Source organism: Gemmatimonadota bacterium (assembly GCA_016712265.1).
Classification (GTDB): Bacteria; Gemmatimonadota; Gemmatimonadetes; order Gemmatimonadales; family Gemmatimonadaceae; genus RBC101.
This window is the reverse complement of record JADJRJ010000027.1, coordinates 394,800-408,727: the sequence shown is the minus strand read 5'-3', so window position 1 is coordinate 408,727 and position 13,928 is coordinate 394,800. Positions and strand designations below refer to the sequence as shown.

The following is a 13,928-nucleotide window of genomic DNA, read 5'->3' as shown; positions in this document are numbered from 1 at the left end:
GGCGATCGTCGGTCAACTGACCGCAGACGATGTGCTGATCACCCACCAACGGTCGTTCCAGCGCATGACGATGAGGGATGTGGCAGCGGAGTAGCGACTCGCGGGGAGGTCGCCACGCGGTGGGAGCAATCCGTCCGTCGCCACCGACAGGCGATAGAACGGCCCGTATCGTCTCGCCGCGGTGACCCGGAGCTTGACGGTCGCCCGCGTGGCGGGCAACGCGTCCCAGCCACGGGTGCCGATCGTGTCGATGCGCCCGGCCCATCGCGCGACCAGCGCGGGTGGCGTCCGCTCGACGTCGAACAAGTAGGTGCGTCCACTGCTGCGGACGGTCTGTTGGGCGCGTGCCGGCGCCGCAGCGAAGCGTTCGGCGATGTCCGGCCACGGCGGGGGCGACTCACCGATGGCCATCTGCACCAACGCATCCTCCAGCTCGGCGGCCTCGGGCGCCGAGGCTTCGACCTGCTCCGCCGTGGTCGGTGCCGGCTGGAGTCGCGCGGTCACCTCGGCGCGCGCCAGGCTGACCGCGGCCGGGGATCCGGTTTGAAGCTCCCGGGCGAGCTCATCCCACCCGTGCCGAAGCGCCCCAAGACCAAGGAGCATCGTCCCAAAGGTCAATCGTGCACTGTCCGTTGAGCTGCGCGTGTAGGCGCGCTGAAACTCAGCGACGAAATCACGACCGGTCAGTGCCTGCTGGTACTGGAGCGCACGGCGATGTGTGTCTTCGAAGCGTGGCCCGGATGGGAGCGGCGACGGCCGCAGCGGTGGCGCGAGCGAGACGTATGCCGGGTTGGGCGCCTGCGCCCAATCGATCCACTGGCGCCATGAGGCAGCGGGCGGGGGAAGCGGGGCGCCGGCCGCAATGGTCCATGTGGCTCCGATGCCGTGGATCAGTGGAAGCACCTCGCGAAACGGTGCGGCTTCCACGCGTGCCCGCGCCTTCACGGAATCCGCGTAGCGCCGGGGATCCACCAACGCACCCATCACCAGTGCCAGGTCGCGCGTTCGTGGATGATGGGAGGAGTCACGCGCCCCAACCAACACCTGACACGCTGCAGGTTCACAAGCAGGGGTTGCTCCCCCAAGGACGGGAGCGTTCCAGACAATCATCGCCGTGATCGAGCCCAACAGGTCATCAGCGAGCATACCGTGCGCCAGCAGGCGATTGGGCCGGTCGAGCAATTCCACCACGCGCTGCAAGTCCTCCCGCGAATACCGCGGGCCGCGGCCCAACGGATGCGCGAGGAGCCGCACGAGCAGCGTCGTATCGCCCGCCTCCACCTGACGTCTCATGAGTCGCTCCACGAGGCGCTCACCAGAATCCGGCACGAAGCTCAGGTGCCGGATGCGCAGGATGTTGGCACTGTCCCGCGGGTTGGCGAGCACGAGCGCCAGCAGGGAGTCGCGCACAGCAACGTCCCCCTCGCGAACCCGCGTGTCGAGGACGGTGGGTGCTGTCACCCTCGCCGTGAGCGACCGCCGGAACGTCGCCATTCCCTGCTGCATCACGCGATTGTGGTCCTCCGCGGTCATCCCGTTCCACCGCCACTCAAGGTCAAAGCGGACGGGTGCTGCATACGATCGCCCTGTTGCATACCCCACGGTGGCGGTGCCGACCATGGCGGCGTGATCCACGCGATGACGAATGAATCCCGACCCCTCCTCGACGAGCGCCTCCGTGACCAACGGGCCCGTGGCGGTGCGCGCCAGGCGGGTGAGTGAATCCAGGGAAAACTCCCGGAGCCACGCGGTCTCATCGAGGGTGAGGTGGGAGGAGTCCCGCACCACACGGTATCGTCGGCCGTCCACCACGGTGTCGGCGACGATCGTGCGGTGGCGCGTCCCACGCATCGACTGTCGAAAGCCGTCGGACGCGACGCTCCACGAGACGGTGTCCGTCCAGCGGGCGCCCGTTGCCCGACCGCCGAGTCCGGCCACCTGCATGAGTTCCCGCAGCTGCGCTGGCAGAAGTTGGAGTCCGCCGTTCAGGGCCGGGCGCCCAGGCAGGTGTCGCCAGGCGAGCACCGACAGCGTATCCATGGGAATGTCGGGCATCCGCGGGGGCTGGAACGGGACTACGGTCGTGCCGATCACGCGTTCCTGTGCGCCCAGCTGGAGTCGCCCGGCATGCAGCACCTGGGTGACCGGCCCAAACCGGAGGTGCAGCTGGGTGCGGTCCACCGCGGGTGTGACCGAGTCGATGAAGAACACCATGCGCTGCTCTGGCATGGCCAGGGGCATGAACTCCGCCGCGTAGGTCCACCGGGCCTGCTCAACGCGTTCGACCACCCAGAGTGGCTGCGCCGCCGGCTGCGCGGCCAACACCACCGGGACGAGCGATGCGAGCCCTGCACGCCAATGCAGCATGCTGGTAGTCTCGCGCGCCGTCGTACGTTTAGCAAGGGAAGTCGCGACGACACTGTACCCCGGCATTCGCCGGGGAAGGTTGACTCAGTTGCCGGTGATGCCCAGCCGGTCGCGCAACACGCCTCGGAGCGCGTCACGCACCCGTACCGATGCGGCGGCCATCTCCCGACGCGTGCTCTCGGCGGGCGCTCCCACCTCAATGTCCGCCACCGTCGCGAGGGCGTCGACATACCACTGTGCCCAGGTCTCGAGGATGTCCCGCTCCTGCACCACGTTGCCCCCGGCGGCGCGGGTCTTGGCCGCAAGCGCCCCCTCCGCCTCGAGCCGCGCGATCGCCGCACGCTCCAGCTCCGCGATCACCCCACGCGCCGTCGCCGCATCGCTCCGGGTGAGGACCAGCGCGCCCATGAGCGCGCACATCCCGACGTTGCGCAGCTCATCGGCCGACACCATCTCGATGCGATCACCATCGGTGTGGTAGAACTGGTCGGTGAAGTGCCAGAACAGCAGCCCGGGCTTCTTGGCGCGCAGGAACGGCGTGTGATCGCTGCCGCCCTCGAACGGGTTGGTCTTCACCACCCACCCGTTCTCACGCGACTGCTCCAGGCAGCGCGCGAGCATGAAGTCGTTGAAGTAGTGTGGGGTGAGCTGCTCCTTGGTGATCGGTGAGCCACCCCACTCCGAGTGCTTGTCTTCTCCTCGCGTCCAGATCGCGGACGGATCAGGCATCTTCTCGATCAGGAAGGAGCCGCCGGTCTTCTGCGTGTCTTCACCCACCATGTCGAGCGAGAGCCCCCAGCGAATGCCGCGCGCGCGCACCGAGTCCTGCGTGATGTAGCGCTCCGTCGAACGGATCTCGAGCCCCCAGAGCATCGTGATCGAGCGAGCCGGATCCACGAGGCGATTGCGGACGAGCTCGGCGAGGACGCGGGCCATCTCCACCTGCGCGCCCACCCCGGACGCATTGTCATTCGCCCCGGGTTCCTGCACGTGCGCCGAGAAGACAAACCGCTCCTCCGGCGCCTGGCGTCCGCGCACCTCGGCGACCACGGCCTGCTCCACGGCGTTTGGTGTCCACTGGACGCCAGCCGTCACGCGCACGCGCACCGGGCCGCGGGCCAGCGCGGCGGTCAGTCGTTCCCGCGCATCAAACGAGAGGACGATCGCGAACCCCTGCGCGACGGTATCGCGCGGCACACTGCCAAACTGGATCGAGCGGCGATTCTTCTCCGGCTGCAGGTAGGCCGGCAGGTTGTACGCGAGGACGCCGAGGGCCCCCCGCCGGGTGACGGCCTCGGTGAAGAGGCGCGAGACCGCGGTGCGCGCGAACACCACCTTGCCGCGCACGTTGGCGGCGTCGAGCCGCGCCGGGGTGCCGTCGCCACCGTCGACCAGCTCGGCCACCACCCCCGTGTCCGGCGTGGCGAAGGAGTTCGTGGCCAGCATGTTGCGGTTCGTGGCGAACTGGAGGACCGGTGCCGACTCTCCAACGATCTGCAGCGTGGCGTCCAGCGGCTCCCACGCCGGGGCGGTCATCGGATAGCGTTCGACGCGATACACCAGGCGGTCGGAGGCGTTCGCCCGCTCCTGCCGGACGTAACCGGCCGCGTCCAGCCGCTCGACGATGTGCGCAATGCTGGCGTCGTAGCCGCGGTTGCCCGGCCACCGCACATGCTGGTCGAGAAAGGCCACCGTGGCCCTGGCGCGAGCGCCGTCAAAGCGCTGCCGCACGGCACGCCAGGTGGCGTCCGTCGATTGGGCCGCGAGGGACGCGCCGCACAAGGCGGAGAGCAGGAAGGCCGCAATCAGGCGAGGCATGTGCCGTGGGGTGGGGCGTTCGTCGTGTCGCGATGCACGGGCCATGACGCCCCTCACGACTTGTCCATCCACACGTCCCGGGGGGGATGTGCCCCGGGCGTGAACGGGAAAGATACCGTCACATCACCAGAGCGGGTCCGCGGTCGCCTGCTGCACATGCCCACGTCGGGCTTATCCCTCCGAGGATGGAAGGAGTCCCCACTTCACCCGCGTGTACGCGACGCGAAAACCATGACGCTCGGCGTTCCGCTGCGAACCGCTGCCCGGGCGCGCGCACATCATCGCGAGCGTGTGTCCTGCCGCCGCCGCGTCGCGTAACCGATGCTCGAGCAGGGCGAGCTGGGCACCCTGCTGGCGCGCGGCCGGGATCGTGCTTGCCCCGGCGCACAGTGCGACATCCCCGTGGAAGCTGAGCCCGCCCGTCGCGACCATCGCGTCGTCCAGCGTCGCCAGGTAACAGCGGGCATCCGTGTGCTGCGTGTTCACGACCGAAAGCCCACGCATCATCGGCGCGTACTCCGGAAACTCGCTCCAACCGGAAACAGCGGTCTCGACCCACGCGTCGATGTCGGCCGGCACCATCGCGCGCACGCGAAGCCGCGGATTGCGCGCGCCGCTCAACACGATCGCGGGATCGATCGGTCGGTACAACACACTCGTGTACTCGACGACCCGGTAACCCCGCTCCACCAGCAGGTGGCGGGCGGAGTCGTCCGCGAGCGGGCTCACCTCATGGAAGACTGGCGCCTGACGGTCGTGATAGAACGCCTCGATCTCGTCGAGTTGCGCCGCGTCCACCGGGCGCTCCATCCCGAGGTTGAACGTCTGCGTGATGGGGGACGACGGGCCATCGAACATGGCGAACGTGCCCGCGAATTCGCGCCACACCGCGCCGACGGCGGACTCGACGCGGGCGCGCGCCTCGACAAACCCGCGGCACCCGGCCGCCTCAGCGCGCTCGAGGCGCTGGGACAGGGCGAGGTCGGCGAAAGGGAAGGGAGGGGTCATGTATCAGAGACCTTCGCGTGACGATCTTGGTCATCCCCTGCACGCGATTCGTCACAGGTCGGCGTGAGTTCGTCCGCACGGCCGAACCCCATGCACACGGCGGTGTACCTTGTGGGCTCCTTTCCCTCCCCGGACCATGCACTCCCTGATTCGTTCAGCTCTCCTGACCGCCACCGTGCCAACGCTCGCCGCGGCGCAGGTCGGCGGCTTCGTCACCCTGCTCGGCAAGGATACAGTCTCGGTGGAGCGTTACGAACGCACCGCGAACCGGATCGACGGCCAGATCGTCCGGCGTTCGCCGCAGACCTCGGTGCTCCGTTACAGCCTGACCTTCAACGCCGACGGCAGCGTCGCGACCTATGAGCAGGCCGTGCTGCGCCCGGATGGTTCGGCAGCCCCCAACAGCGCCCCCCAACGCATGACGTTCACGCCGGACAGCGTGCTGCGCCAGGTCGTTCAGAACGGCCAGCCGACGACGCTGCGGTCTGCCGCCCCGAAGGGCACGCTGCCTGGGATTGCTGGCTCGACGCTGGGCACGGAACTACTCCTTGCTACCTCGCGACGGCTTGGCGCTGTCTACCTGATTGGGTTTGCGGCGCAGCAGACCGCGCCAAACAAGGCAGACGTTCGCTTCATGGGCGCCGACTCGGCCGAGGTCGTGGCCGGTGGCTTCCGGACCGGCTTCAAGCTTGGCGCCAACGGGCAAGTGCTGCGTAGCGATGGATCACTGACCACGCAGAAGTTCATCACGACCCCCGCGCCCGCCGTCAACATCGGGACGCTGGCCAGCGCGTGGGCGGCGAAGGATGCGGCCGGGCAATCGTTAGGCGCCGCGTCGACGCGGGATACGCTGCGCGCCACGATTGGCGCCGCGACGGTCACGATCGACTATGGTCGCCCGGCCGCGCGCGGCCGCGAGATCTGGGGCAAGCTGGTGCCGTTCGACACCACCTGGCGCTTTGGTGCGAACGCGGCCACGCAGCTCACTACCGACAAGGATCTCATGATCGGCGCGGCGCATGTCCCGGCCGGGAAGTACACCCTGTTCCTCTATCCCACGGCGACGGCGGCGTGGTTGATCGTCAACAAGCAAACCGGCCAGTGGGGCACCGCCTACGACAAATCGCAGGACCTGGTCCGCATCCCGCTGGAGCTGCACATGAACCAGTCCGCGATGGAAGAGCGGTTTCGCATCTTCGTGGCCGGCGACAAGCTCATGATCCAGTGGGATCGCGGGGGATACGGGGTGAAAGTGGCGGGAATGTAGGGAAGTGCAAACGCCACCGCGCAGTACGGGCGGCACGAGCAGTACGCGCGGCACGTGGGGCACGCGGGGGGAGGGCGTCGCTTCTCGTGCTGCCCTGACCTCCCGTGCTACTCGTGCCGCATCCGTTGAAACCCCATCGGCCACGGCGAAGCACGGGTAGCACGAGCAGTACGCGCGGCACGGGCGGTACGCGCAGCACGAGGTCGTCGCTAGAACGAGACTCCTAGCGCGAGGTTCACCTGCACGGCGCTCAGCGCGCCGGTGCGGTATGTCGTGGTGATCTGCCGTACCTCGAGGGCCGACACAAACGGGGCGGGCATCCATTGGACGGAGCCGCCCCACGTCGTATTCTTGAGTCGGCCGTTCACGTCGAGCTGCGCGTCCTCGGGATCGTCCATCCCCCACATGCCGCCGAACGACAACTGCGGCGTGGCGTGCACCAGCAGCTGGCTCCATCCGCCCTGTGACTCCACCGGCACATTGCGGGGACCGAGGTGCTGCCCGATTCCACCGCCGCCGAGTCCGGCGAGCGCGGCGCCGGTGAACGCTTCGCCGGTCAGGGTGAGCACCCTGCCTAACGGGATCCGCCAGGCACCGGCGATCGCGCGCGAGACAAGGAGCGAGTCGCCGGAAGTGGCGAGCCACCCGCGGTGTGCGCCGAGGCTGACGTCGCCTGGCCGGTCGGCCGTGCCCCAGCGAAGGATCGCTCGACCCTGCAGGGACGGTCGTCCACTTTGCTCCGCACGATCTGGTTGCGTGAACAACTCCGGCTGCGCATCGTTGGAGCCTGCTCCCATGATGGCGGCTTCGAGGTCGAGCTTCGCCGACTTCCCCCGAACGACGCGGACACCACCACGCACCTGCGGCAGCCAGAGCCACAGGTTGCCAGAGGTCGCCAGCCCAGAGAGGCCGACCATCGCCAACGACTGCGGGTTGTACTCGGCGATCAGCGGTACTTCCTGCCCGATGAGCAAGGTGGCCCGGCTCCATGCCGCATCCACCACCGCCCGGCGCACGCGGAAGAGGGCGAACAGGTCGCCAAATCCACTCGCCTGCTGCCCACCGTAGAAGTCGGTGTCCAGCTCCGCGCGCACCTCGGCGCCACGGACATCCGGCCAGAACGCGCGCACGCCGAGGCGTGTCTGCCGGACCGTCATCCCGAAGCCGCCACCCTCACCCAGGGAATCCGCGGCACTTGGTCGCACCACGAATTGCGGGATGTCGAAATTGTTCGTCCGACGCGACGTGGAGAACGTGTTGACCAGGATCGTGCCCGTGACGCGCACGTCCACCCGGTCCGCGTCCTGGGCTCCCGCGCGGTGGGCGGCAAGGGTACCGGCGAGGCTCACGTGTAACAGGAGGAGTCGTCGAGAATCCACGGGCTATTGCGGGAGGTGTTGGGATGGGATACGCTAGCAGAATGCACCGTGTCTGGCGTCGTGTAAACCGTTGGTGGCTCGTCACCTGCGTCCTGGTCCCCATGGGGGCGAGCGCACAGGGCGTGGTGGCTGGCAAGGTCGAGATCCGCGACAAGAAGGGGCTGGCTGCCGACGTGGATGCCACGCTCATCTGGCTCGAGGGGGCCGGTCTCGCCGCGGGCGCTCCCCAGCGTACCGAGGTCAAGACCTGGGACAAGACCTTCATGCCGGGGGTCGTGCTGCTTCCCGTCGGATCGACCGTGGCGTTCCCCAACCACGACGCGTTCGACCACAACGTGTTCGCGACCTCCGGCCCCAAGGTCTTCGACCTCGGCCTCTACGGCCAGAACGAGACGCGGTCCGTGACGTTCGACAAGCCCGGGCTCGCTCGCATCTACTGCAACGTGCACGCGAAGATGGCCCTGACCGTCCTGGTGCATCCCACCACGCATGCGGTGCGCCCGGACAAGGGCGGTCGATTCCAGTTCTCCGGCGTCGCGCCCGGAACCTACACGTTGCGTGCCTGGCACGAACGCGGGGGAGAGAAGGCCATGCCGATCACCGTGCCCGCGGCGACCGACCTCGTGGTGACGATGGACGCTACTCGGTTCAAGTTCGTGCAGCACAGGGACAAGACGGGCAAGTCGTACGACGCGCGCGGGCGACGCTACTAGAGGCCAGCCACCGTGCTTCGCCCTCGACGCCTTGCGTCCCAGATCTTCGCGGCCAGCGCTGCGGTTGTGGCCGGTTCGCTGGTCCTGGTGTGGATCCTCACGTCCTGGCGGGCCAGTGGGATCGCGGACCGCAACATGTCCAACCAGTTGCAGGCCACCCGGGCCGCCGTCGAGGACGTGCTCGGCCAACGCACGCTCAGCGTCCAACGCCTGGCTGCCGGGCTCGCCGGCGTGCCCGCGTATTACTCGCGGTTCGAGGGCGCGGTGGAGCAACGATCCCTCAGCACGCTGCTGGACCAGGCCGAGGAGTTTCGCGACCAACTCGGCGCTGCCTGGACCATGCTGCTCGATGGCAACGGGACCATGCTGGCCTGGACCCTGCACCCCGATCGTTCCAACGAGGACTTCAGTGCGGGCGCGCTTATCGCGCGCGCCATGGCGGGCGATTCCACCGACGGTGCCTGGGTGGAGCCGACGGAGGCCGGTGATGTCCCCTACCAGGGAATAGCAGTCCCCCTGCGCGCCCCGGGAGGGACGACGGTGCGCGGCGTCCTCGTCGCGGCGCTCGCCATGGACTCCACGCTCGCGGCCCAGCTGCGGCGCCAGACGCGTGCGGATGTCGCGGTCGCCATCCTGGACACCACCGGCAAGGCGCAGGTGGTGACGGCGACCCTGGCCGCCCCGTTGGGGGCGGCGATCGATGCGCGCAACGCCGAGGGCCGCGTGAAGGTCACGACCGAGACCGACAGCTACATCGGTGCGGCCAGCCCGCTGACCACGGCCGGAGGCGATACGGTGGGCGTCGTGGTCGGGCTGGGCTCGCAGCGCGAGGCACTCGCCGCCAATGATCCCCTCAAGGGGGCCACCCTGCTCGGCTTTCTGGTGGGGCTGACGCTCGCGTTAGGCACTGGTTCGTGGCTCTCCCGGCGCATCGCCGAGCCGCTGCGCAGCCTCGTGCGGGCGACGCGGGCCGCGCGCGAGGGGGACTACAGCGTCACCCTGCCGAAACACGCCCCCCAGGAAATCAGCGAGCTGGCGAAGGCGTTTCATGGCCTCATGGACGACCTCAAGGCCAAGGACGAACTCGTCGCGGTGATGCAGCACGAGAAGGGGACGCGCGAGATCGTCGCGGCGCCGGGCGCACGCCTCGAGGTAGGTGCCACCTTCGACGGACGCTACGAGATTCGACAACTCCTCGGTGCTGGGGGGATGGGCACCGTCTATCGGGCCGTGGACCGCGAACTCGGCGAGACGGTCGCCCTCAAGACCCTGAGCGGCGCCTCGCTTGCCGAGGGCAGCGGGCCGGCGCTTGATCGGTTCCGCGAGGAGATCCGCCTTGCGCGTCGCATCAGCCATCGCAATGTTGTGCGCACGCACGACCTGGGGGTTGTCGACGGGACCTACTACCTGACGATGGAACTCGTCGACGGCCGCTCGCTGGAGGACGTCCTGGCGCAGGAAGGGACGCTCTCCCCGCGCGCGGTCCACTCGATCGCGCTGCAGGCCCTGCGCGCGCTGGACGCCGCCCATGCCGTCGGGGTGGTGCATCGCGACATCAAGCCACCCAACCTGCTCCTCGACGGCAGCGGCCTGCTCAAGGTGACCGACTTCGGGATTGCGCGCCTCGCCGATAACGGCGGGCGCGCCGGCAAGCTCACGGCGACCGGGATGGTCGTGGGAACTCCCGCGTACATGGCGCCAGAGCAACTATCGGGCGAGGCGGTCGATGCGCGAACGGATCTCTACGCGTTAGGCGCCGTCTTGTACGAGTGCCTGACGGGGAAGTCACCACACGAAGGGCTCGGCTTGATGCAACTCTTCGCTCGCGCCCAACAGGGGGCCCCGGCCCCCGATCCACGGGCCGAACGCCCCGACATTCCGGCGGGGCTCGCCGAGGTGGTCCGGCAAGCCCTGTCTCCGCGCGCCGCCGGGCGCTACGCGAATGCCCAGGCGATGCTCGACGCCCTTGAGGCGACTGCCTAGTCGCCGTCGTACGTCCGCATGACGGGAGCCGCGGGCAGGGCGTCCCCTGTCCGGACCCATGTCGATGGCATAGGATGGACGCATGATTCCGCTCACTCGCGCCCGACGCATCGGGCTGATGGCTTCCTTCGGGTTGGCCTTTGCGCTTCCCTCGGCAGGGGCGCAGGCGCCGTCAACCCCGCGGGCCCCGACAGCGGCGCAGCTACGCGCCATCCTGCGCAATCCGGCACATCCACACTGGAAGGCGAAGGCGCCGGATACGGTGCAATTCGACATGGAGACCTCCAGGGGGACGCTGACGGTCGAGTTGATTCGCGCCTGGGCCCCGCATGGCGTCGACCGGTTCTACAACCTCGCTCGCGCGGGGTTCTACGACGACCAGCGCTTCTATCGCGTGATCCTGCGATTCATCGCCCAGTTCGGCATCGCGGCCAACCCGCTGGTCAACAACACGTGGGGGAGTCGCAAGCTGCCGGTGGACTCCGTGCGCACGAGCAACGTGCGCGGCACGATCACCTTCGCCCAGTACAACCCGGGCAATCGCACGACCAACGTCTTCATCAACCTGGGTGACAACGCGGCACTCGATACGCTCGGCTTCGCCCCGATCGGGCGGGTGATCGAGGGGATGGAGGCCGCGGACTCCCTGCACTTCGGGTATGGTGAGTTACCCTCGTCGCCAGCGCCGTTAGGCAATCCGAAGCGGCTCTACGCCGAGACGAACAAGTTCCTGGACGCCGAGTACCCCAAGCTGGACCGGATCCTCCGCGTGGTGCTGCGTGAGGACGCGAAGGTGAGCGGCGCCCCACCGACCGCCGACGGCAAGCGGTAGGCCGCCGCGGCGCGCCATACGGGAGCTCAGGTATACAGCTGGTCCGGGTTGACCTCACACAGCTCAACGAACAGCTGGGCCAGGGCGGCGGTGACGTCTGCGACATAGCGCGCCCCCTTCTCCGCGCTCGCCCGTGATGGGTCGCCCACCCCGGTGTCGTCGGTGACCTGCGTCCATCGACGCGGGGTCCAGGCCCAGCCTTCCCGCATCCCCTGGACCGACGGCTTCCGCGCGGCACCGGGCCCGGCATCACTGAGGGGACGCACCAGCTCCGGCGCCACGTGCAGCATCACGCTCGTCTCCAGTTCGCCCCCGTGATCGCCCGGCTCGTCGAAGTAGGCACGGGCATCGCGCACCTGGTACCAGTTGACCTGGACGAGCACGATCCGGGTGGTCGGCTGCAGCTCGCGGATGACCTGCCGGAAGTCGTTGCCGCCGTGGCCGTTGAGGACCACGAGGGCCCGGATCCCGTGTGGCTCGAGCGACTGGATCACGTCGCGCAGGATGGCCGCCTGCGTCGACGGGTTCATGTTGATGCACAGCGGAATGTTGAGCTGCCCGGTCTGCACGCCGAACGGGATCGCCGGCAAGAGCACGACCGGAGCCCCCCGCGCTGATGCGGCCTCGACCGCGCGCGCGCCGATCGACTCCGCCTCGATGACGTCCGTCCCGTACGGCAGGTGATAGTTGTGCGCTTCGGTGGCCCCCCAGGGGAGGACGGCGACGCGGAAGGGGCGCTGTTGAATCTGGCGCCAGGTAGCTTCTCGAAGCACTGTCATGTTAACCGGAGATGAAAAGCGCAGCACGGGCAGCACGAGCAGCACGAGCAGCACGAGGAGTACGAGCGGCACGAGCGGCACGAGCGGCACGAGTGTTGAGCGGTGCGCGTCTCGTGCTACCCTGACCTCTCGGGGGCTCGTGCCTCGTCGTGTGTGGGCGGTGCACTACCAAATGTCTCCCACCGTGTAGCCTTGCTGGAACGGGTCGGTCGGGTCCATCACGTACTGGCTGAAGCCGGTGATCCATCCCTGCCCGCTCAACGTCGGCACGATCGCGGCACGGTCGCCCACCCGCGTCTCCTCGACGACCTCGCCGGTAAAGACGGTGCCGAGCACGCTCTCGTGGTGAAAGGGCTGGCCGAGCGCGAGCTGACCCTTCGCGTGCAGGACAGCCATCTTCGCGCAGGTGCCGGTCCCGCACGGCGAGCGGTCGATGGAACCGGTCCAGGTCGAGGGCTTCGCCCAGTCAAACGACCCGGTGGAGACAATCACCGCGTTGCGCGCATGGTGGGCGGGATCGTGGGCTGGCCCGGACAGCTGCGAGATCGTGATCCCCGCAAAGCCGGGTTGCTCGGGATGCACGACCGGGAGCTGCTCGCGGGCGGCGGCCTTCACCATCTCGCCGATCCGCACGATGTCGCGCCCCTCATCCGGGGTGAGCCGGAGCCCGAACTGCGCGGCATCGGCGATGGCGTAGAACATCCCACCGTAGGCGACGTCCACGCGCACGCTCCCGAGCTGTGGCACCTCGACCATCGCATCCAGGTGCACCGCAAAGGCCGGCACGTTGCGAAAGGTGACGCGCGTGACCTTACCAGCTGAACATTCGGCGCGCACCCGGATCAACCCCGCCGGTGCCTCGAGCACGAGGTCGGTGACCGGCTCCGTCATCGGGAGAATCCCCGTCTCGAGCAGCACGGTCACGACGCAGATCGTGTTGCTCCCCGACATGCCCGGGTACTCCACGTGCTCCATGATGACGTACCCCGCCTGCGCCTCCGGATGCGTGGGCGGGAGCAGGAGGTTGCAGCACATCGGTGGGTACCCGCGCGGCTCGTTGAGCATCCGCTTGCGGATGTGGTCCGCGTGCTGCTCCAGCCAGCGCGCCTTCTCGTACATGGTCGCGCCTGGGACATGCGGGACCCCGCCGACGATCACCCGCCCGGGCTCGCCACACGCGTGCGCGTCCACGGCGTGAATCAGGGATGAAAGATGCACGGGTTCCCCGTCAGGTCGTGAGTCCGTAGGTCATCGTCGACGTCTGCCAACTGCCAACTGCCGTCTGCCATCCATCACCCCTACCCCTATCCATCATTGTCCATGTGCCACGATGGATTCACCCACCGCCCGTCCACGTACTCGAACACCTCGGTCACACGTCCCTTGAGGACGTTGGTTTGCCCGCCGGCCTGCGTTTCGAACAGGTAGCTCGAGAAGACCACGGCCACGGTGCCGAACACCTGGATCTCGGTCCGTGGAAACTCCAGGCGCAACAGCTGGCCACCGCTAGCGGCGAAGCCCCGCGACTCTGCCAGGACTTCCTTCAGCGTTTGCCAGCCGTCACCCTCGGGGGGAATGGCCAGCAGATTCGCCGGCAGGAGCGTTGCCAGCTGCACGGTGTCGTTGGCAAACCAGGACCGCCACACCGCCTCCCGGGCGACCAGCAATTCCCGTCGCCGTGCGTCGGTGAACTCAAAGGCAGGGGCTGCGGCCGGGGTCGGCGTGGGGGTCGAACAGCCAGCCAGCAACGCGAGGGCGATCAGGGGGACGCGCATCGGGTAG

General features: G+C 68.4%; 11 protein-coding genes. 4 read left to right on the top strand and 7 right to left on the bottom strand.

Going from position 1 to position 13,928, the window contains the following annotated elements; genetic code table 11:
* Nucleotides 1-12 precede the first annotated feature (12 nt).
* The 3 genes from IPK85_06120 to IPK85_06110 all read right to left on the bottom strand — a co-directional run bounded on the left by IPK85_06120 (nt 13) and on the right by IPK85_06110 (nt 5,193).
* Complete coding sequence (locus IPK85_06120; protein MBK8246960.1) at nt 13-2,367, bottom strand: hypothetical protein; 2,355 nt, start codon at nt 2,365-2,367, stop codon at nt 13-15.
* 84 nt (nt 2,368-2,451) lie between these two features.
* A complete protein-coding gene (locus IPK85_06115; protein ID MBK8246959.1) occupies nt 2,452-4,185 on the bottom strand; it encodes a M28 family peptidase in 1,734 nt (577 codons plus the stop codon).
* A 171-nt stretch (nt 4,186-4,356) separates the two neighbouring features.
* Entirely contained in the window at nt 4,357-5,193 is an 837-nt protein-coding gene (locus IPK85_06110) for a hypothetical protein (GenBank protein MBK8246958.1), read from the bottom strand.
* Nucleotides 5,194-5,329: 136 nt separating this feature from the next.
* On the opposite strand from IPK85_06110, the gene IPK85_06105 reads away from it, so the two are divergent.
* Nucleotides 5,330-6,460, top strand: coding sequence for a DUF2911 domain-containing protein (locus IPK85_06105; protein MBK8246957.1), 1,131 nt, complete (start codon nt 5,330-5,332; stop codon nt 6,458-6,460).
* A 209-nt stretch (nt 6,461-6,669) separates the two neighbouring features.
* Here IPK85_06105 and IPK85_06100 read toward each other — a convergent pair whose 3' ends face one another.
* Entirely contained in the window at nt 6,670-7,839 is a 1,170-nt protein-coding gene (locus IPK85_06100) for a hypothetical protein (protein ID MBK8246956.1), read from the bottom strand.
* Between the two features lie 41 nt (nt 7,840-7,880).
* Between IPK85_06100 and IPK85_06095 the strand changes: the two genes are divergently transcribed.
* The 3 genes from IPK85_06095 (at nt 7,881) to IPK85_06085 (ending at nt 11,367) form a co-directional block, all read left to right on the top strand.
* Nucleotides 7,881-8,552: a hypothetical protein gene (locus IPK85_06095; protein ID MBK8246955.1), complete on the top strand. Its 672-nt coding sequence runs from the start codon at nt 7,881-7,883 to the stop codon at nt 8,550-8,552.
* Nucleotides 8,553-8,564: 12 nt separating this feature from the next.
* Nucleotides 8,565-10,535: a protein kinase gene (locus tag IPK85_06090; protein ID MBK8246954.1), complete on the top strand. Its 1,971-nt coding sequence runs from the start codon at nt 8,565-8,567 to the stop codon at nt 10,533-10,535.
* Between the two features lie 82 nt (nt 10,536-10,617).
* Nucleotides 10,618-11,367 (top strand): peptidylprolyl isomerase, encoded by a 750-nt coding sequence (locus IPK85_06085; GenBank protein ID MBK8246953.1) that lies wholly within the window; start codon nt 10,618-10,620, stop codon nt 11,365-11,367.
* A gap of 26 nt (nt 11,368-11,393) precedes the next feature.
* Here the strand turns inward: IPK85_06085 and IPK85_06080 are convergent, their stop codons facing one another.
* From IPK85_06080 to IPK85_06070, 3 genes are all read right to left on the bottom strand, one after another.
* Complete coding sequence (locus tag IPK85_06080; protein ID MBK8246952.1) at nt 11,394-12,146, bottom strand: creatininase family protein; 753 nt, start codon at nt 12,144-12,146, stop codon at nt 11,394-11,396.
* Nucleotides 12,147-12,311: 165 nt separating this feature from the next.
* Entirely contained in the window at nt 12,312-13,364 is a 1,053-nt protein-coding gene (locus IPK85_06075; protein ID MBK8246951.1) for a proline racemase family protein, read from the bottom strand.
* A gap of 86 nt (nt 13,365-13,450) precedes the next feature.
* Nucleotides 13,451-13,921, bottom strand: a complete 471-nt coding sequence (locus IPK85_06070; protein ID MBK8246950.1) for a nuclear transport factor 2 family protein — start codon at nt 13,919-13,921, stop codon at nt 13,451-13,453.
* Nucleotides 13,922-13,928 lie beyond the last annotated feature (7 nt).

Coding starts and splice junctions, on each gene's coding strand:
- IPK85_06080 (MBK8246952.1), bottom strand. CDS start 12,146: ATGACAGTGCTTCGAGAAGCTACCTGGCGCCAGATTCAACAGCGCCCC.
- IPK85_06115 (MBK8246959.1), bottom strand. CDS start 4,185: ATGCCTCGCCTGATTGCGGCCTTCCTGCTCTCCGCCTTGTGCGGCGCG.
- IPK85_06105 (MBK8246957.1), top strand. CDS start 5,330: ATGCACTCCCTGATTCGTTCAGCTCTCCTGACCGCCACCGTGCCAACG.
- IPK85_06095 (MBK8246955.1), top strand. CDS start 7,881: ATGCACCGTGTCTGGCGTCGTGTAAACCGTTGGTGGCTCGTCACCTGC.
- IPK85_06070 (MBK8246950.1), bottom strand. CDS start 13,921: ATGCGCGTCCCCCTGATCGCCCTCGCGTTGCTGGCTGGCTGTTCGACC.
- IPK85_06110 (MBK8246958.1), bottom strand. CDS start 5,193: ATGACCCCTCCCTTCCCTTTCGCCGACCTCGCCCTGTCCCAGCGCCTC.
- IPK85_06085 (MBK8246953.1), top strand. CDS start 10,618: ATGATTCCGCTCACTCGCGCCCGACGCATCGGGCTGATGGCTTCCTTC.
- IPK85_06120 (MBK8246960.1), bottom strand. CDS start 2,367: ATGCTGCATTGGCGTGCAGGGCTCGCATCGCTCGTCCCGGTGGTGTTG.